Origin of the sequence: Arthrobacter ginsengisoli (assembly GCF_031456935.1) — a bacterium.
GTDB classification, from domain to species: domain Bacteria; phylum Actinomycetota; class Actinomycetes; order Actinomycetales; family Micrococcaceae; genus Arthrobacter; species Arthrobacter ginsengisoli.
In genome coordinates this window covers 129975-147014 of sequence record NZ_JAVDVQ010000004.1, presented here as the reverse complement: position 1 = coordinate 147014, position 17040 = coordinate 129975, and the positions used below count along the sequence as shown (strand labels likewise).

The window sequence follows — 17040 nt, the reverse complement described above, 5'->3', positions numbered from 1 at the left end:
ACACCACCACCAGGACACCGTGAGTCGAGAGCAACTGCTGGACCAGCCGGGAACGCGGGTGATCGAGCTCGATATCGAGGGCATGACCTGCGCTTCCTGCGTCAGCCGCGTCGAACGCAAGCTCGGAAAGCTCGACGGCGTCGAGGCCACCGTCAACCTGCCCCTGGACTCGGCCCGCGTGAGCGTCCCCGCAGCCGTCACCGACGCCCAGATCACCGCCACAGTCGATGCGGCAGGCTATAAGGCGAGGGTCCGTGGAGGTGCGTTGTCCCCGTATCCCGGGCATGACGAACCCGCGGTGCGCAGCGGCGACGACGCGGCAGCCCATCCGGCAGCCAGGCTCCGCCCCCGCCTGATCCTCGCGGCGATCCTCACCATCCCGGTGTTCCTGCTGTCGATGTCCCCGGCCTTCCAATTCGCCCACTGGGGCTGGGTAGCAGGCGCCCTGGCCCTGCCGGTGGTGACCTGGGCGGCGTGGCCGTTCCACCGGGCCGCCGCCGTCAACGCCCGGCATCTGTCCTCCACAATGGACACACTCGTCTCCATCGGCGTGGCTGCGGCCTACGTATTCTCGGCCTGGCAGCTCTTCGCGGACCCGTGGATGACCGCTCCCCCGCCGGGAATGGAGAGTATGGAGATGGGCTCGGGCGGACTCTATTTCGAGGTGGCCTCGGTCGTCACCACCTTCCTGCTGCTTGGCCGCTATCTGGAGGCCAATGCCAGGCAGAAGGCCGGAGACGCCCTCAAGGCCCTGCTGAACCTGGGCGCCAAGGATGCCACCGTCCTCCGCGACGGCCAGGAGCTGCAGATCCCGGCCGACCAGCTGGCGCCGGGCGACCTCATCGTGGTTCGCCCGGGCGAGAAGATTGCGACTGACGGCGTCGTCGTCGACGGGTCCTCCGCGGTGGACGCGTCGCTGGTGACGGGCGAATCGGTGCCGGTGGAAGTGGGACCGGACAGCCCGGTGACGGGCGCCACTATCAACACGTCCGGCCGGCTGCTCGTCCGCGCCACGCGCGTTGGCGCCGAAACGACCCTGGCCCAGATGGGTCGGCTGGTCTCCCAGGCGCAGTCCGGCAAGGCGCCGATCGCGCGACTGGCTGACCGGATCAGCGCCGTGTTCGTGCCGGTGGTCCTGGCGATCGCCGTGATGACCTTTGGCGCGTGGCTGCTCGCGGCCGGCCCGGCGATCAGCGGTGCGGAACTCCGCGCTGCGTTCACTGCCGCGGTCGCTGTGCTGGTCATCGCTTGCCCTTGCGCCCTGGGCCTTGCCACCCCGGTGGGACTGCTCGCCGGGACAGGCCGGGGCGCACAGCTGGGCATCCTGATCAGGGGCCCACAGGTTCTCGAGGACACGCGGACCGTTGATACCATCCTGCTGGACAAGACCGGCACCGTAACCACCGGCCGCCTCGCCGTCGACGGCACAGCCGTGTTCGGACCGTTCCACCCGGCGGACGTGCTGCGTCTGGCCGGGGCCGTGGAGGCCGCATCTGAACACCCGGCCGCCCGCGCCATCGCTGCTTCGGCCCTGTTGGCTGAGCGGAGCAGCGGTGGCCCGGGCGCCCTTCCCGGCGTCGTCGGCTTCCGCTCCGTGCCCGGCGGCGGAGTCCAGGGCACCGTCGAGGGCCGGCTCGTGACGGCCGGGCGTACCGGCTGGCTGGAGCAGAACGGCATTGCTACCGCCGCCGCGCAAGTGGAGGCCCTCAGCGCCGCCGAAGCCGCGGGTGCAACCGCGGTCTGGCTCGCCGTGGACGGTGAGCCAGCCGGCATCATCAGCCTGAGGGATACGCTCAAGCCAGGCTCCGCAGCCGCGATCACGCGGCTCCGCGGACTCGGTCTCCGGCCGATCCTCCTGACCGGGGACAACGCCGCCGTCGCCGCGCAGGTGGCAGCCGCCGTCGGCATCGCTGCGGAGGATGTGTTTGCGGGGGTGCTGCCGGAGGGCAAGGTCGAGGCGGTGCGGAAGCTGCAGGCCGCCGGCGCCACTGTCGCCATGGCCGGTGACGGCATCAATGATGCCGCGGCGCTGGCCCAGGCGGACCTGGGCATCGCGATGGGCTCCGGCGCCGATGTTGCGATCGAGGCCGCCGACCTGACCGTGATGGGCAACGAACTGGGCCAGGTCGCCCAGGCCATCGAGCTGTCGCGCCGGACTTTGGCGACCATTAAGACGAACCTCTTTTGGGCCTTCTTCTACAACGCCGTCGGCATCCCGGTGGCGGCCCTGGGGCTGCTCAACCCGATGATCGCCGGCGCCGCCATGGCCGCCAGTTCCGTGCTGGTGGTGGCCAACTCGCTGCGGCTGCGCAGCTTCGGCAAGTAGTCCGCACCTCGCCGCTGGCGCCTGCCACTCAGGCCGCACCAAAGCGGACGGCAGCCCTGGCTTTGGCCTTGGCAGCTTCCTCCCCGCGGTCCTTTGCCGGGGCGTGGGTCACCAGGGAGTCGAGCAGATGCTGCGTGGCATGGGCAATCTCATGCACCGCCCGGTTGAAGGCCTCTTCGTTGGCCTTGGACGGCTTGGTGCTGCCGCTGATCTTGCGAACGTACTGCAGCGCGGCTGCTTCCACTTCCGCGGTGGTTGCATGGGGTTCAAAATTGTGGAGGGTCCGGATGTTTCGGCACATACCTCCATGCTAGGTGCCTTCGGCCCCGGGACCGAGGGGCCAGAAACGTGCGGTGGCGGACGGGAGGAGTGCGCATCGACACTTTTTCGGGTCTGGGTAGCCCTTGGGAAAGCGCGTCCAGCTGAGGCCGGGCTTTCCGCGAACGGCCCGGACGCATTGCGTCCGGGCCGTTTTGCTCGCACCCTGCCTAGGGCACGGGTTCGACGTCGTTCGCGTGCTCCAGCGCTGCCGGCATGGGCGCCCCGGCACCGGAAGGGGACCGGAGCTCGTCCAGCCGAACCAGCACGACCCCGCCGACAATCAACAGCCCACCCACGAGCTGGATGGAGCCCGGCAGTTCACCGAGGAGCAGCCACGCCCAGATGACAGCGAACAGCACCTCGGTCAGCGAGACAAAGGAGGCCACCTTCGAGCCGAGTGCCCGCGCCGCCACAATGCCGGCGACGTAGGCGAGGACGGTGGCCAGGACCACGAGTCCGCCCAGCGCCACCCACCAGGGGGTGACCCAGGGGCCAAGGCGGACGTCGGCGATGCTGAATGCCATCGGCAGCAGGCCCGTTCCCGCGGCAAGCCACATGGTGGCGGCGCCGACCACAAGTCCGCCCGAGGCCAGGACAATCGGCGGGAGGGTGTCGTTCTGCTTGGCTGTGATAAAGAAATAGATGGCAAGGCAGACCGCAGCCGCAAGCCCCCACAGCACGCCGATGACGTCGATCCTGACGGCTCCGGTCAGGTCCAGGACCAGGACCAGCCCGCCCAGGGACAGCAGGGTACCGGCGACCGTCAGCGGCCGCGGACGCCTCCGGCTGGCGGCCCAGAGCCACAATACGATGATCACGGGAGCCAGGTATTCCAGCAGCAGCGCAACCCCCACCGAAAGCCTGGCCACCGCGTTGAAGTAGAACAGCTGGCAGGCGGCGACGCCGATCAGGCCGAAGAGCAGCACCGTGAGCCAATTGTCCCTGAGCTGGTGCCAGCGCCCATGCAGCGCCCAGGCGGCCGGAATTGCCAGGATCAGCGCAGCCGCTGTGAGACGGGCGGTAACAGCCGCCCCGGGGGTCCAGCCAGTCTCCAGCAAGGCCTTGGCAAAAGAGCCAGAGAGACCGAACACCGCCGACGAAAACAAGGCCACGCCCAAACCCGAGGCCATGAATCCTGACGCCGCGCCGGTCTTTTTGACACCCAGTGCTCCGGGGGCGGGCATTCCGGAATCGTTCGCGGCCAGTGCTTCGGCGGAGCGGCGTGCGGCAGACATAGGCTGCCTCCTGTCAGGAGTAAAATAGGGTTATGCTCATGACAGTACGCCACGCCAACGTAAGGAGTCAAGATGGTTTTTGCCCCTGACACAGAAGTTGCCCTCCGGTCCGTGGTCAACCTGATCAACTCGGTGGCCAATGGGGAAGAGCAACTGGCCACGACCCAGGACCTGGATCGGTTCCTGACAGCCGAGGGATTCAGCGGCTCACGGACCCGGGACGCGGCTGAACTGGAGAGCGTGCATCGTCTCCGCGGGGAGCTCGCGGCGCTCTGGCTGGAGGACGAATCCGCCGCCGTGAAGACCGTGAACCGGCTGCTGCGGGAGGCGCGGGCACTCCCCCAGCTGGTCAAGCACGATGAATGGGACTGGCACCTGCACGCCACCACTCCGGACGCGCCGCTGGCGCAGCGGATGAGCACAGAGGCCGCCATGGCCTTGGTGGATGTGATCCGCAGCAAGGAAATGGACCGCCTGCTGGTGTGCGCCGCCGAGGACTGCAACGCTGTGGTGCTGGACCTCAGCCGGAACCGTTCCAAACGCTACTGCGACACCGGGAACTGCGCGAACCGAGCGCATGTGGCGGCGTATCGGGCCCGGAAGGCGGCGTCCTGAACGGCAGCGTCAGCGGGGCGAGTCGCCGCTGTCCTCGCCGGAACCCGCATCCGGGGCGCCGGTGTCCGAACGCGTCCGGGCGGTGGTGCTGCCGTGGCCGGCGTCCTTGGAGCTCAAGTTAATGCCGGAACCCTTGCCCAGGTGTTCGTCGTTGGGCTTATGGCCCATGGAAAGCATGGCAATCACGACCAGGATCACGATGAACGCGATGCCTGCGGCAGTGAAGGCCAGGTCAAAGCGGGGCGCCTTGGCGGTGCCGCCGGAGGCGAAAATGAGGGTGGCAACGAAGGCCAGCACCGCCCAGAACGCGGAGAACATGAGCGGTCCCTTGACCGAGGTCCGCGGCTTGCGCGGTTCTCCAGATTTCTGCTGTGCCAAGGTGCATTCCTCCTGCAGCCGACGCCGCCCGGCGTGGCAGTTGTGGTGCCGCAATCGTTCTACGCAAGGTAGAACCTGTCGCTACTAGTTTACGGCCTTCGCGGAAACGGCCTGTGCATCATGGCGCAGGGTCAGTCCGGCGAGCACCCAGAGCACTCCGCTGATGATGGCTCCGCCGCCGGCGACGCCGAGCAGGGCGTGCGGACCGAGGTCGATGAAGAAGGGCAGCAGACCTGCCGTGCCCAGCCCGACGGCGCCGGAGGCCATCCAATCGCCTGCGAGCACCGACCGGCCACGGCTGGTGACGCCGAGGTAGAGCTCTGCGGCGCCGGCGAGGCCCAAGCCCACGGCTGCCAGCACGCCAAAGACCAGGCTTCCGGAGATGAGGCCGACCGCGGCCCCCGTTCCGGTCAGCACTGCGCCGGCGGCAGAAAGGATTTTGCCGGCAGGTGACGCGGGCCGGAGCCCGGTTTTGTCGACGCTCCAGAGCAGCACCACGCCGGTGGCCAGCAGGTAGAGGCCGCCGGCCCAGCCCATGGCTGCCGGCGGCGGCGAACCCCAGAACACGGTCAGTGCACCGAATGCCAGCGCGACGGCGGCCCGGACCAGCACGGGTTTCCAGAGATCCGCTGCGGCGGGCAGGGCAGTGGAGGCGTCAGGGGCTTCGGGAAGAGTCACCCGTCCAGTTTAGTTCGAAGCCGCACCCGTGCGCGCCGGGGTCCCGGCGGGGCAGGGCGGGCCGGGCCGGGCCGACTCAGTGCGAGCCGAGCACCATCCACCGGTCCGTACGCGCCCGCAGGCCCAGGGTCACGGCCCTGGCCGCCATATAGCCCAGCGAGAACGCCGCCCACAGCCAGAGCAGACCAGCGCCGCCGTCGACCCCGGATTGCCGGACCGCCAGCAGCAGCGGCAGATACACTGCGAGATTCACGACGCCGGCAATCGCCAGGTACTTCGCATCCCCCGCGCCGATCAGCACACCGTCGAGGACAAATACATAGCCGGCGATCGGCTGTCCGGCGGCGAGCACCCACAGCGCCAGGGCCAGCGCACCCTGGACCTCGGCGTCGGACGTGAAGAGCGATCCCGCCCACGGTGCCGCGACAGCGAGCAGGATTCCGGTCAGCACGCCGAAGCCAATACCCCAGTGGACCATGGTTGCGGTGAGCTCCCGCGCTGCGGCGGGGCGGGAAGCGCCAAGTTCCTTGCCGATCAGGGCCTGCGCGGCAATCGCAAGGGCATCGAGCGCGAAGGCAAGGAAGGTGAAGATGGTCATCGCGAGCTGGTGGGCGGCCAGGTTGACCGGTCCCTGGGCTGTGACCACCACAACGGTGGCGAGGATCGCGATGCGCAGGCTGAGCGTCCGCAGCATCAGCCACGAACCCACTTTAGTCAGCCGCCGGATGCCGTGCCAGTCCGGCAGCAGGGGCACGCCATGGCTGCGGGCGTTGCGCTGCACCATCGCCACGTAGACCAGGGCCATGGCCCATTGGGCGATGCTGGTGCCGATTGCCGAGCCGGCGACGGACAGCTGCAGCCCGTAGACCAGGAAGAGGTTGAGCACGATGTTCAGCGTGAATCCGGCGGCCGCGACCAACAGCGGAGTGCGTGTGTCCTGCAGGCCCCGCAGCACGCCGGTGCCGGCAAAGATGAGCAGCATCGCCACGAGACCGGGCATCGACCAGCGCAGGTAGTCCGCGGCAAACATCCGCACCTCACCGCGGGCGCCCATCAAGTCCAGGAGCGGATCGGCGGCCAGGAAACCGGCTGCGGCAAGGGCGACGCCGAGTAGCAGGGCCAGCCAGACGCCGTCGCGTCCTGCGGCTAGGGCCTTCCGCAGCTGGCCGTTGCCGACCGCCCGGGCCACGGCCGGAGTCGTGGAATAGGCGAGGAACACCATCAGGCCCACGGCTGTATGCAACACGGCCGAGGCCAGCCCGACGCCGGCAAGCTGGGCGACGCCGAGGTGTCCGACGATTGCGGCGTCCGCGAGGAGGAATAGTGGTTCGGCGATCAGCGCAGCGAAGGCCGGGACCGCCAGGCGCCGGATCTCCCGACGGCGGCCTGCCGGGGACGGGAGCGCGGTGGGAGTCGGGGCGGAGGCTGGCACGGAACCACCCTAGCGGCACTCGCGGCGTCGCACCGCGTCGCCTTAGTTGACTTTTCAAGTATGTGACGGGAGAATATAACTTGAATCTTCAACCAAATCCGCGCGGCGGCCTGCCCGCCCCGGTCCCAACGTCAGAACGGTATCCTCATGAACCAGCCCACACTCACCACTTCGGCCCGCACAATCCTGCGCATCGTCACCGGATTCCTCTTCGCCGCCCACGGCTGGCAGAAATTCAACGAGTTCACCATTGCAGGCACTCAGGCCGCCTTCACCCAGATGGGTGTCCCGGCCGCCAACATGGTCGCGCCTGTCGTCGCCACGCTGGAACTTGTCGGCGGCGTCGCGCTGATCCTCGGTGTACTCACCCGCGTGTTCGCAGCGCTCCTCGCGGTGAACATGGTCGGCGCCCTGTTCCTGGTCCATGCCCCGGCGGGAATCTATGTCGAAACGGGCGGCTACGAACTCGTGCTGATCCTCGCCGCCGCCGCCCTGGCCGTGGCCCTCGTGGGCGCCGGCAAGGTGTCCGTGGACAAGGTCCTCTTCGGCCGCACCGGCTCCAAGCTCAGCGTCCTGGCCTAGTCCCAGGCCCGCCGACACGGCGAGGGCGGGAGGTCACCTTGTCGGTGACCGCCCGCCCTCGCGCATTTAACGGACTGCCCCTCAGCGGATTAACACCGGTGGCCGTCCGGGCCGCCGCGTGTGTGGCGCCCCGGTCCGCGTTTGTGTCGGGGGCCACGACGCTTCCCCCGCGGGTCAGTAAACTCGCACCATGAGTGAGACTGCCGCCAATGCCGTGACCCTGCGCTTCCTTGCGGCGCCCACCGATGTCGGCCACAGCGGTTCGGTCGACGCCGGCACGGTCCTTGAGTGGGTCGACAAGGCCGCCTATGCGGCCGCGGTCGGCTGGGCGAAATCGTACTGTGTAACGGCGTACGTGGGCAACATCCACTTCGCGGACCCGGTCAACAGCGGCGACATGGTCGAAGTCGAGGCAACAATCGTCTACACGGGCCGGTCCTCCATGCACATCCGCACCGTGGTGTCCTCGGGCGACCCGAAGGGCGGCCCGGCCACCATGCGCAGTCAGTGCCTGGTGATCTTCGTGGCCGTTGGAGACGACGGGAAACCCATCCCGGTTCCGCAGTTTGAGCCGGTGACCCCGGAAGAAATCGAACTGCGCGACCACGCGCTGGCCCGGATCAAGGTCCGCGAGGACATCGTCCAGGCCATGAGCGGGCAGGAATATACGGACGCCGGAACCGCAGAAAATGTGGTGCTCCGCTTTATGGCCGCACCCACGGATGTGAACTGGGGCGGCAAGGTGCACGGCGGCATCGTCATGAAATGGATCGACGAAGCGGCCTACGTCTGCGCCTCGCGGTACTGCGGGATGGACACGGTGGCCGTCTTCTCCGGCGGCGTGCGCTTCTACCGGCCGCTGCTGATTGGCCACGTTGTGGAAGTTGAGGCCCGGCTGGTCTACACCGGAACCAAGGGCATGCACATCGCGGTCCATGTCCGCTCGGGGGACCCCAAGGGTCGGGAGCTGCACCTCACCACCTACTGCCTGACCGTGATGGTGGCACGCGACGAGCACGGCACGTCCGTCCCGGTTCCGCAGTGGGTTCCGGTGTCCGAGGAGGACAAGCGGCTGCACGCGCATGCCCGCGAGCTGCTGGAAATCCGGGGCCGGGCACCGGGTAACCGACTGCCCAACCACCTGCTGCGGGCCGCTGGCGAGTAGCTGCTAGAAGCCGCCGCCCCCGGCGTCGGCCGCCATGTTGGCGAACCGCGAGTAGTGGCCCTGGAAGGCGACCACGATGTCCTTGGTAGGGCCGTTACGGTGCTTGGCGATGAGGATGTCCGCTTCGCCGGCGCGCGGCGATTCCTTGTCATAGACGTCTTCGCGGTGCAGCAGGATAACCATGTCGGCATCCTGCTCGATGGAGCCGGACTCACGCAGGTCCGAGACCATCGGGCGCTTGTCCTGGCGTTGCTCGGAACCACGGTTCAGCTGCGACAGGGCAATGACCGGGACCTGCAGTTCCTTGGCCAGCAGCTTCAGCGCACGGGAGAACTCGGAGACTTCCTGCTGGCGGGACTCCACCTTCTTGCCGGAGCTCATCAGCTGGAGGTAGTCGAGGATCACGAGCTTGAGATCGTGCTGCTGCTTCAGGCGGCGGCACTTGGCCCGGATTTCCATCAGCGACATGTTGGGGCTGTCGTCGATAAAGAGCGGGGCGTCATTCATCCGGCCCATCGTCGTCGCGATCTTGGACCACTGCTCGTCCTTGATCGTGCCCTTGCGCAGATCCTGGAGGCCGATCGTGGCCTCGGCGGACAGCAAACGCATGGCGATCTCGTTCCGGCCCATTTCCAGGGAGAACATCACGGTGGCGAGGTTGTTCTTGATGGCCGCAGACCGGGCGAAGTCCAAAGCAAAGGTTGACTTGCCGACGGCGGGGCGGGCCGCGATGACGATCATCTGGCCGGGGTGCAGGCCATGCGTGAGCTCATCGAGCTCGTAGAAGCCGGTGGGAACGCCCGTCATTCCCTCCTCACGGTGGCCGGACGCTTCGATCTCGTCCACGGTGGACTCCATCACGTCCTTGAGGACAACGTAGTCCTCGGCCGTGCGGCGCTCCGCCACGGCGTAGATCTCGGCCTGCGCCTGGTTTACCAGGTCTTCGACCTCGCCGTCCTGGCCGTAGCCGAGCTGGACGATCTTGGTGCCGGCATTGACCAGGCGGCGCAACACCGCGCGTTCGCCCACGATTTCGGCGTAGTAGCCGGCGTTGGCGGCGGTGGGAACCGTCTGGATGAGTTCGTGAAGGTAGGCGGGGCCGCCGATCCGGTTGATTTCGCCGCGCTTGGTCAGTTCGTCGGAGACAGTGACGGCGTCGGCGGGTTCGCCCCGGCCGTACAGATCGATGATGGCTTCGTAGATCGTCTCGTGAGCGGGGCGGTAGAAGTCCACGCCCCGCAGGATCTCGACGACGTCGGCAATGGCGTCCTTGGACAGCATCATGCCGCCCAGGACGGACTGCTCGGCGGGAATGTCCTGCGGCGGCTTGCGGCTGCCTTCGGCTCCACGAGTCCCCTCGACTGAGTCCAGATGCGTAACTGACAAAACTGCCGTCCTCCATTGTGTGCCGCGACGTACGTCCGTGCGCCGGCGACGCGTTGCCGCGGGCCATGGTGCCCGCTGGCGTCGACGCCGGCGTAGGTCCGACGGGTTAAGTACTATCAGCCGGCTGCGACACTTTGGCTGCCACCGCGCACGCCACGTTGTCCACAGCCGGGCCCGTCGATGCGGTGACCGGGATGACAGCAAGAGGCGTTGTGCGGAAGCAGCGGTTTCCGGATCCACGGCTCGATATCCAGCAACGTTAGCCGCCGATCGGGCGGGCACCAACCCGGCCCGGCGCCGCCCCTGTGGATAAGCTGTGCACTACTACCCCCTGCTTGTGCACAGCCTGTGGGAACAGCTGTGGATAGAAAAATAGTTGCTCGCGTAATCAGGCGCTGACCTGCGGAAACACTGGGTTTACCTTGTGGACATAAAAGAATTTTCGCCGCCCTTCATCCACAGCCAGTGGAGGGCGGCTGGGGATAGTCGCGGCATATGAGGCCACAAAGAGCTGCAAATGTGCACATTTCGTGATGTTCCTCATTCCGATAGCGGCCGGGCCGCCTCCACCGGCGCAAGGCATGCCAATAGCGGAATGTGCTGTGGATAACTGCGATCTGGCATAAGCTCGTCACATGGGCGATGTACTGCTAGTCATACTGCCTGCCCTCATCCTGGCAGCAGTCCTCTGGGCGTTCGCCACAGCCCTGAAACCACGCGATTTCGGCATCTCCGACGCGGAACGCTACCAACAGGAGCTGGCGGTGCGTTCACAGGCCCACTATGCCGCGCAGGTTCAGGCCGCCACTGCCGCCCGCGCCCGCGTGGACGCAGTCACGCGTCCCAGCCAGAACGAACAGCAGCAGTCGCAGCAGGCCGATCACGCCCGTAGCGCACTGCGCGCCCAGACGGGTTTGGCACCCGCCGTCGGGCAGCCCGGCTACCAGGGGCCCTTGTTGCCCGGCGGCCAATTGAACCCGCAGTTCGCGCTGCAACTCCAGTCGCTGGCCAGGGATGGCAAGAAGATCCAGGCCATCAAGTTGCTGCGGCAGGCCACCCACTCAGATCTTTTGACCGCCAAGAAATATGTAGATCGGCTGTAGCTTCATGGAAACCCTGCTCATCCCCCTCCTGATTCTGGCGTTCGTTGGTGCCGGCGTTTTGCTGGGCGCACGCGCCCTTGGCCGCCGTGGCCCCAGGTCCCGGCCCAAGGCGGCCCCCCAGCCTGAGCGCGACCCGGTCGAGTTTGCGCGTGCGGCCGCGGCGAAACTCAGCCAGGAGCAGCACCGCCGCCTTTACGCGCTGATCGCGCAGGGGCAGGCCATGGCCGCCATCAAGCTGTACCTCGAGGCCACTGGAGACGGCCTGCGGGCCTCCCGGGACGCCGTGGGCGCCCTGGCCGCCCACCCGCAGCCCTTCCGGCCCGAAGCCCCGGATGAGGCGCCCAGCGAGGACGACGACGACACTCCGCAGCGCTTCCCCTACCGCTACCGCGCCATCGCCAGCAAGGGCGATGTCACTCGTGAGGTCAGCAGCAATATGCTCAACGACGAGATCTACGGCAGGATCCGCACCCTGGCCAGAAGCGGCGACACCGAAGCCGCCGCTGAGGCCCTCACCCGCCACTCGGACATCTCCATCAAGCAGGCGCGTGAATTCATCGCCCTCCTGGAGGACTGAGCGGGTCAGCGCCGGACGGAAATACCGGCGAGCAATTCTGCGAACGGCAGCGACTCCAGCGCGGCCTGCTTGTGCTTCGGCTGCGTGCCCTGCAGCAAAGCGGTGAACTCGGCCGCCGCCCTGTCGATCCTCGTCGAGAGGGGTGAGCCGCCGTCGTCGTTATTGCCCCAGTCCTGGGGGCCGGCAAAGACTGCAGTGTTGGCGGTCCGGGTCCGGAGGTAATTGAACAGGGGCCGCATGGCAAAGTCCAAAACCATCTGGTGCCGGTCCGTTCCGGCGGTGGCGCCCAGCAGGACAGCCTTGCCCTCGAGCGATTTGGGGTCCAGGACGTCGATAAAGGACTTGAAGAGCCCGCTGTAGGAAGCGCTGAAGACCGGGCTGACAGCGATGATGCCGTCCGAGGCTTCAACTCCGGCAATCACCTCGGCCAGCTTCGGTGCCGCATAGCCGGTCACGAAGTTGTTCGCAATCTCCACGGCGAGGTCGCGCAGTTCCACGACGTCGATGTCGACTGCGTAGCCGGCAGCAGCCAGTTGACGTTCCGCGGAGGCGGCCAGCTGGTCGGCGAGCAGGCGGCTCGACGAGGGGACGCCGAGGCCGGCGGAAAGAACGGTGATGCGGCGGAATTCCACGGTGATGCTCCTCAAGTTGATTCAGGCCACAAACGCTTATACATGCGTTTGCATCTAATTAGAGAAGCGTGGGTTGGTGCGGTTTATTCCCGGCCCCGTTGCGCTATCACTTTTGGTCCCCAAACCGACGGAATGGCAACCAAAACTGAGAGCACAACGTGGCCGGGAGGCACTGACGCCGGCGCCGCGGGCCGGCCACTCAGAGCAGGACGAACCCCTCGATGCAGCTCGCCGAGCTCCCGCCAACCCAGATGTCATCCCCCGCCGTGTCGACATGGATACGGCCGGAACGCCCCAGCACCGTTCCCTGCGCCGCAACATAGGACTCCGGGGCCCGGCCGCTGCGGATCAGCCACTGGGCCGCGCCGGCGTTGAAGCTGCCGGTGACCGGGTCCTCCGCCGCGGCGTCGCCCGGGATGAACGCGCGCACCTCGAAGCCGACTTCCGATCCGGCGGCGTGGGGGCCGATCACGCCGACCTTAAGTCCCGCCATGGCTGCGAAATCAGGCCTGATGGCGAGCACCACTTCCGCCGACTCCAGCAGCACACCAATCCATTCCGGGCCGTTGACCAGCCAGGACGCATCCAGCAGGGCCTCCCGCGGCATCCTGAGGCCGGCGGCGATGCGCGCGAGGTCCGCCTCTGCCACCGGCCCCGAGCGGGTCAGGGGCGGGGCTGCGAACGCCAGCCGGCCGCCGTCGCGCTTAACCCTGACGAGTCCGGCCCCGCACTCTTGGACCAGCATCCCGTCCTGGCGGGGTATGCCGCCGGCCTCGAGCCAGGCATGCGCAGAGCCGAGGGTGGGGTGGCCGGCAAAGGGGAATTCTTCGCTGCCTGTGAAGATCCTGACCCGGTAGTCCGCCCCGGGATCGCTGGGAGGCAGCAGGAAGGCGGTCTCCGCGAGATTGGTCCAGTTGGCGAACCGTTGCATCACGCCGGATGCAAGGCCCGCGGCATCGACGACAACAGCCAGGGGATTACCCCGGTAGGGCTCGGCCGAGAAAACGTCGACTTGGGCGAAGGGGCGGAGGAGGGGCGCGGGTGCGGCATTCGAGGTCACTGCCGCAGGCTATCACCGGCCGTGGTGCGGCTGACAAGCATGCCGGGGTCTGCGAGACTTCCCGCATGGCTGTGAACAAGACCCTGAACAAAACCGAGAACAAAACCACGGCAACCGGTGCGTCCGTCGAGGATTTCCTCGCCGCCGTCGAGCATCCCGTCCGGCACAGGGACGGGCTCCGGCTGCTGGCGCTCATGGCCGAGTTCACCGGGCAGCCAGCGGTGATGTGGGGCCCAACAATTGTCGGATTCGGCCGCTACCACTACAAATACGCGAGCGGCCGTGAGGGAGACGCGCCAGCCGTCGGGTTCTCGCCGCGGAAAGCCAATCTGTCTCTCTACGGGCTAACTTACGGGCCGGAGTCGGCCGCCCTGTTGGCACGGCTGGGGAAGCACAAGACCGGCGCCGGGTGCCTCTATGTCAACAAGCTCGACGACGTCGACGAGGCGGTGCTCACCGAGCTGATCCGGAACGGCTACCGGCATGTGACAACGGTCCTGCACCACGCCTAGGCTCGCCGGACTCAAGGCAGAAGGCCCCCGCGTCCGGTTCCGAAAAGGAATCCGAAGGCGGGGGCCTTCCAGCAGTTCAGGACTGCGGAGCCGGTAAAGGCTACTTGCCTGCGACTACGTCGAGTTCGATCACAGCGGCAACGTCAGCGTGGAGGCGCACGTTGGCCTGGTAGGAACCAACCGACTTAATGTGCGTCGGCAGTTCAACCTTGCGCTTGTCGATCTTGCCAAGGCCAGCGGCCTCAACAGCGTCGGCCACGTCGCCCTGCTTGACGGTGCCGAACAGGCGTCCGGTCTCGCCAGCCTTGACAACGAGCTTGACCGGCTTGGCGGAGAGTGCAGCGGCCTGCTTCTGAGCGTCTTCCAGGGAAGCGTGCTCGCGGGCGGCGCGGGCAGTCTTGATGGACTCAACCTGCTTCTCGCCACCCTTGGACCAGGTCAGGGCGAAGTTACGGGGCAGCAGGTAGTTACGTGCGTAACCGTCCTTGACCTCGACAACATCGCCTGCAGCACCGAGACCGGTTACTTCGTGGGTCAGAATGAGCTTTGCCATGTTAGTTATCCCTTCCCTAGCCGCGGCCAGCGCCGGAGTAAGGCAGCAGAGCAACTTCGCGGGCGTTCTTGATTGCCTGGGCGATCTTGCGCTGTTCCTGCACCGTGACGCCGGTGACGCGACGGGCGCGGATCTTTCCGCGGTCGGAGATGAACTTGCGCAGCAATGCTACGTCCTTGTAGTCGATGACAGTGATGTCAGCGGCCTTCAAGGGGTTGGACTTTGGTTTGGGCTTACGGAGTTCAGCCTTAGCCATCGTGGAGCTCCTATTCGATGGAGCCCGTGGATATTGATCCACGGGATGGTGGTGACCCGACGCCGGTCAGTGCCGTCCGCCTTGCAGCGTCCCGGCCGGTTCCGTCGTCGAACCTTAGATGTTGTTTAGAAGGGAGGTTCGGAATCCGGGCCGTTGCCCCAGCCGCCGCCTGCATTGCTGACGCCGGGCGTAGCCCAAGGGTCATCCTGCTGCTGTGCGGGCTGGTTGCCGCCCCAGGTTCCACCCGAGTTGCCGCCCTGGTTTCCACCAGAGCCGCCACCGAAGCCACCACCGCTGCCGCCGCCGAAGCCACCCTGGGCACCGTTGCCGGCGCCCCCACCGCCGGAGCGCTGGGTGCGGTTGACCTTGGCGTTGGCGTAGCGCAGGCTGGGGCCGATTTCATCGACCTCAAGCTCGATAACGGTGCGCTTCTCGCCTTCTTTGGTTTCGTAGGAACGGCTCTTCAGCCGGCCGGAAACGATCACACGCATGCCCTTGGTCAGGGATTCGGCGACGTTTTCGGCTGCTTCGCGCCATACCGATGCGCGGAGGAACAGGGTTTCCCCGTCCTTCCACTCATTGGACTGGCGGTCGAAGGTGCGGGGAGTAGAAGCGATGGTGAAATTCGCTACTGCCGAACCTGACGGTGTGAACCTCAGCTCGGGGTCACTGGTGAGATTACCGATGACCGTAATAGTGGTTTCGCCTGCCATCTACTGCCTCCTTGTTCGTTCCTGCGGGGTGAAGAATGAAAATCGGGAGCTGAAGTTACTCAGCAACGACCTTCTGCACTTCGGGGCGAGTGATCTTGGTGCGCATGATGGTCTCATTGAGGCTCAACTGGCGATCAAGTTCCTTGGCGGTAGCCGGCTCAGCGGTGAAGTTCACCACGGCGTAGATACCTTCAGACTTCTTCTGGATTTCGTAAGCCAGGCGACGACGGCCCCAGATGTCAACCTTTTCGATGGTTCCACCATCGGTCGTGATGACGTTCAGGAACTTCTGAAGCGTTGGCTCAACGGTACGCTCTTCGACCTCGGGGTCGATGATTACCATCAATTCGTAAGGACGCATATGTGAACCCACCTCCTTTGGGCTAAGCGGTTACGGCATTTCCGTAACAGGAGGTTCATTTGCGGTGCCATGTGCCCGCCCTGCCCCCGGGAACGGGGGCAGGGCGCAGCACAGACTTCAATAGCTTAGTGCATCGGGGCCGGATTCCGCGATTCCATGCCAGTCCAGCGTAGGCGGTGCGGGCAGGGTCCCGACAGCATGTCTGGGCTCCATGTGGACAACTGTGTGCCATGATCGGGGCATGACCACCGGCTCCCCACCGTCCGGCCCTGTCCGCCGGAGCCGGCTGCGTTTCACGATCATGCTGCTCGCAGGGGCCGCCGCGGCGGCGGCCACGGGGCTGGCCGGGCACTGGGTGCAGGCGCCCGCAGTGGGCTGGAGTGTCGCAGCGCTGACGTACGTGGCGTGGGTCTGGTTTGCGATCGGCCGATTCAACCCTACCGAAACCCGGGCTCATGCCACGGCAGAGGACCCGTCACGAAGCATCACCGACCTGCTGATCCTGGCGGCCAACGTCGCCAGCCTGGGCGCGGTAGCCGCCGTCGTCGTTGATTCCCACGGCGGCAACGGCAGGTCCGGCCTCGGCGGAGGGCTGCTGGCGCTGGCGTCGGTGGCGCTGTCCTGGCTGCTGGTGCAGACGCTGTTCACGCTGCGGTACGCCGAGCTCTACTACAGCACAGGGGGGAGGGCCGGCGCCGTGGTGGGCGGCATCGACTTCAACCAGGAGCGACCGCCGCAGTACACAGATTTCGCGTACCTCGCCACGAGCCTCGGCATGACGTACCAGGTCTCAGACACTGCGCTGCAGACCCACGGGATCCGGGCGGAAGCTCTCAAACACAGCCTGCTGTCCTACCTCTTTGGCACTGTCATCCTTGCTACGACGATCAGCCTTGTGATCAGTCTGGCCTTCTGACCTGGGGACCCGACAGCCCTTCCGGGACTGCCTCCGGAGGATGTCCCGGACGAAAAACAAGTATTGGCCTTGAAAACTACTCGACTTCCGCCAATGCCCTACTCGACTATCCGTGCGGCCTAGTTCCCGGGCAGACCCCCGGATATATTTGCTGTCAATGTCACCAGCGGACGATCCTTCCGCGACAAGTCCGCGGGCTGCTTCGCCGCGCTTGCCGCGGGGAACCCTGGTGACGACCG

20 protein-coding genes are annotated in these 17040 nt (G+C 66.5%); 8 read left to right on the top strand and 12 right to left on the bottom strand.

Annotation, left to right across the window (positions count from 1 at the left end; translation table 11 throughout):
* The first annotated feature begins 19 nt into the window (after positions 1-19).
* Entirely contained in the window at positions 20-2326 is a 2307-nt protein-coding gene (locus tag J2X01_RS06515) for a heavy metal translocating P-type ATPase (RefSeq protein ID WP_310052020.1), read from the top strand.
* Between the two features lie 28 nt (positions 2327-2354).
* Here J2X01_RS06515 and J2X01_RS06510 read toward each other — a convergent pair whose 3' ends face one another.
* Together J2X01_RS06510 and J2X01_RS06505 are read right to left on the bottom strand one after the other, a co-directional pair.
* Positions 2355-2627 (bottom strand): DUF2277 domain-containing protein, encoded by a 273-nt coding sequence (locus J2X01_RS06510; protein ID WP_310052018.1) that lies wholly within the window; start codon positions 2625-2627, stop codon positions 2355-2357.
* Positions 2628-2814: 187 nt separating this feature from the next.
* Complete coding sequence (locus J2X01_RS06505) at positions 2815-3831, bottom strand: EamA family transporter (protein WP_310052345.1); 1017 nt, start codon at positions 3829-3831, stop codon at positions 2815-2817.
* Positions 3832-3954: 123 nt separating this feature from the next.
* Between J2X01_RS06505 and J2X01_RS06500 the strand changes: the two genes are divergently transcribed.
* Positions 3955-4497 (top strand): CGNR zinc finger domain-containing protein, encoded by a 543-nt coding sequence (locus tag J2X01_RS06500; RefSeq protein WP_310052016.1) that lies wholly within the window; start codon positions 3955-3957, stop codon positions 4495-4497.
* Positions 4498-4506: 9 nt separating this feature from the next.
* On the opposite strand, the gene J2X01_RS06495 is transcribed toward J2X01_RS06500, so the two are convergent.
* From J2X01_RS06495 to J2X01_RS06485, 3 genes are all read right to left on the bottom strand, one after another.
* On the bottom strand, positions 4507-4875 hold the full coding sequence (locus J2X01_RS06495; protein WP_310052013.1) for a hypothetical protein: 369 nt from the start codon (positions 4873-4875) through the stop codon (positions 4507-4509).
* 84 nt (positions 4876-4959) lie between these two features.
* Positions 4960-5553, bottom strand: coding sequence for a hypothetical protein (locus J2X01_RS06490; protein WP_310052011.1), 594 nt, complete (start codon positions 5551-5553; stop codon positions 4960-4962).
* Between the two features lie 76 nt (positions 5554-5629).
* Positions 5630-6985 carry an MATE family efflux transporter gene (locus J2X01_RS06485; RefSeq protein ID WP_310052009.1) on the bottom strand — a complete coding sequence of 452 codons (1356 nt, stop codon included), beginning with the start codon at positions 6983-6985 and terminating at the stop codon, positions 5630-5632.
* Positions 6986-7132: 147 nt separating this feature from the next.
* Here J2X01_RS06485 and J2X01_RS06480 point away from each other — a divergent pair, with 147 nt between their 5' ends.
* Complete coding sequence (locus J2X01_RS06480) at positions 7133-7567, top strand: DoxX family protein (RefSeq protein WP_310052007.1); 435 nt, start codon at positions 7133-7135, stop codon at positions 7565-7567.
* A gap of 190 nt (positions 7568-7757) precedes the next feature.
* Positions 7758-8732 carry an acyl-CoA thioesterase gene (locus tag J2X01_RS06475; RefSeq protein ID WP_310052005.1) on the top strand — a complete coding sequence of 325 codons (975 nt, stop codon included), beginning with the start codon at positions 7758-7760 and terminating at the stop codon, positions 8730-8732.
* Positions 8733-8735: 3 nt separating this feature from the next.
* Here the strand turns inward: J2X01_RS06475 and dnaB are convergent, their stop codons facing one another.
* A complete protein-coding gene (gene dnaB / locus J2X01_RS06470; RefSeq protein ID WP_024367946.1) occupies positions 8736-10118 on the bottom strand; it encodes a replicative DNA helicase in 1383 nt (460 codons plus the stop codon).
* A 635-nt stretch (positions 10119-10753) separates the two neighbouring features.
* Between dnaB and J2X01_RS06465 the strand changes: the two genes are divergently transcribed.
* Positions 10754-11221, top strand: coding sequence for a hypothetical protein (locus J2X01_RS06465; RefSeq protein WP_310052000.1), 468 nt, complete (start codon positions 10754-10756; stop codon positions 11219-11221).
* 4 nt (positions 11222-11225) lie between these two features.
* The gene (locus tag J2X01_RS06460) at positions 11226-11798 is read left to right on the top strand and encodes a hypothetical protein (protein WP_310051997.1); all 573 of its coding nucleotides are present in this window, start codon (positions 11226-11228) and stop codon (positions 11796-11798) included.
* 5 nt (positions 11799-11803) lie between these two features.
* Here J2X01_RS06460 and J2X01_RS06455 read toward each other — a convergent pair whose 3' ends face one another.
* Positions 11804-12430, bottom strand: coding sequence for an FMN reductase (locus J2X01_RS06455; protein ID WP_310051994.1), 627 nt, complete (start codon positions 12428-12430; stop codon positions 11804-11806).
* Between the two features lie 199 nt (positions 12431-12629).
* Entirely contained in the window at positions 12630-13490 is an 861-nt protein-coding gene (locus tag J2X01_RS06450; protein ID WP_310051990.1) for a PhzF family protein, read from the bottom strand.
* Positions 13491-13555: 65 nt separating this feature from the next.
* Here J2X01_RS06450 and J2X01_RS06445 point away from each other — a divergent pair, with 65 nt between their 5' ends.
* Complete coding sequence (locus J2X01_RS06445) at positions 13556-14002, top strand: DUF1801 domain-containing protein (RefSeq protein WP_310051986.1); 447 nt, start codon at positions 13556-13558, stop codon at positions 14000-14002.
* 100 nt (positions 14003-14102) lie between these two features.
* Here the strand turns inward: J2X01_RS06445 and rplI are convergent, their stop codons facing one another.
* The 4 genes from rplI to rpsF form a co-directional block, all read right to left on the bottom strand.
* The gene (gene rplI / locus J2X01_RS06440) at positions 14103-14555 is read right to left on the bottom strand and encodes a 50S ribosomal protein L9 (RefSeq protein ID WP_310051981.1); all 453 of its coding nucleotides are present in this window, start codon (positions 14553-14555) and stop codon (positions 14103-14105) included.
* Between the two features lie 16 nt (positions 14556-14571).
* Positions 14572-14811, bottom strand: a complete 240-nt coding sequence (rpsR, locus tag J2X01_RS06435) for a 30S ribosomal protein S18 (protein WP_003800144.1) — start codon at positions 14809-14811, stop codon at positions 14572-14574.
* A gap of 125 nt (positions 14812-14936) precedes the next feature.
* Positions 14937-15524 carry a single-stranded DNA-binding protein gene (locus J2X01_RS06430; RefSeq protein ID WP_310051975.1) on the bottom strand — a complete coding sequence of 196 codons (588 nt, stop codon included), beginning with the start codon at positions 15522-15524 and terminating at the stop codon, positions 14937-14939.
* A 55-nt stretch (positions 15525-15579) separates the two neighbouring features.
* Positions 15580-15885 (bottom strand): 30S ribosomal protein S6, encoded by a 306-nt coding sequence (gene rpsF / locus J2X01_RS06425; protein ID WP_024366241.1) that lies wholly within the window; start codon positions 15883-15885, stop codon positions 15580-15582.
* 241 nt (positions 15886-16126) lie between these two features.
* Between rpsF and J2X01_RS06420 the strand changes: the two genes are divergently transcribed.
* Positions 16127-16801 (top strand): DUF1345 domain-containing protein, encoded by a 675-nt coding sequence (locus tag J2X01_RS06420; RefSeq protein ID WP_310051970.1) that lies wholly within the window; start codon positions 16127-16129, stop codon positions 16799-16801.
* Positions 16802-17040: the final 239 nt, after the last annotated feature.

Excerpts from the sequence above, each read along its gene's own strand:
- J2X01_RS06445 (WP_310051986.1), top strand. The coding sequence starts at position 13,556 with ATGGCTGTGAACAAGACCCTGAACAAAACCGAGAACAAAACCACGGCA.
- rpsR (WP_003800144.1), bottom strand. The coding sequence starts at position 14,811 with ATGGCTAAGGCTGAACTCCGTAAGCCCAAACCAAAGTCCAACCCCTTG.
- rpsF (WP_024366241.1), bottom strand. The coding sequence starts at position 15,885 with ATGCGTCCTTACGAATTGATGGTAATCATCGACCCCGAGGTCGAAGAG.
- J2X01_RS06480 (WP_310052007.1), top strand. The coding sequence starts at position 7,133 with ATGAACCAGCCCACACTCACCACTTCGGCCCGCACAATCCTGCGCATC.
- J2X01_RS06510 (WP_310052018.1), bottom strand. The coding sequence starts at position 2,627 with ATGTGCCGAAACATCCGGACCCTCCACAATTTTGAACCCCATGCAACC.
- J2X01_RS06475 (WP_310052005.1), top strand. The coding sequence starts at position 7,758 with ATGAGTGAGACTGCCGCCAATGCCGTGACCCTGCGCTTCCTTGCGGCG.
- J2X01_RS06500 (WP_310052016.1), top strand. The coding sequence starts at position 3,955 with ATGGTTTTTGCCCCTGACACAGAAGTTGCCCTCCGGTCCGTGGTCAAC.
- rplI (WP_310051981.1), bottom strand. The coding sequence starts at position 14,555 with ATGGCAAAGCTCATTCTGACCCACGAAGTAACCGGTCTCGGTGCTGCA.
- J2X01_RS06430 (WP_310051975.1), bottom strand. The coding sequence starts at position 15,524 with ATGGCAGGCGAAACCACTATTACGGTCATCGGTAATCTCACCAGTGAC.
- J2X01_RS06420 (WP_310051970.1), top strand. The coding sequence starts at position 16,127 with ATGACCACCGGCTCCCCACCGTCCGGCCCTGTCCGCCGGAGCCGGCTG.
- J2X01_RS06460 (WP_310051997.1), top strand. The coding sequence starts at position 11,226 with ATGGAAACCCTGCTCATCCCCCTCCTGATTCTGGCGTTCGTTGGTGCC.
- J2X01_RS06505 (WP_310052345.1), bottom strand. The coding sequence starts at position 3,831 with ATGCCCGCCCCCGGAGCACTGGGTGTCAAAAAGACCGGCGCGGCGTCA.
- J2X01_RS06465 (WP_310052000.1), top strand. The coding sequence starts at position 10,754 with ATGGGCGATGTACTGCTAGTCATACTGCCTGCCCTCATCCTGGCAGCA.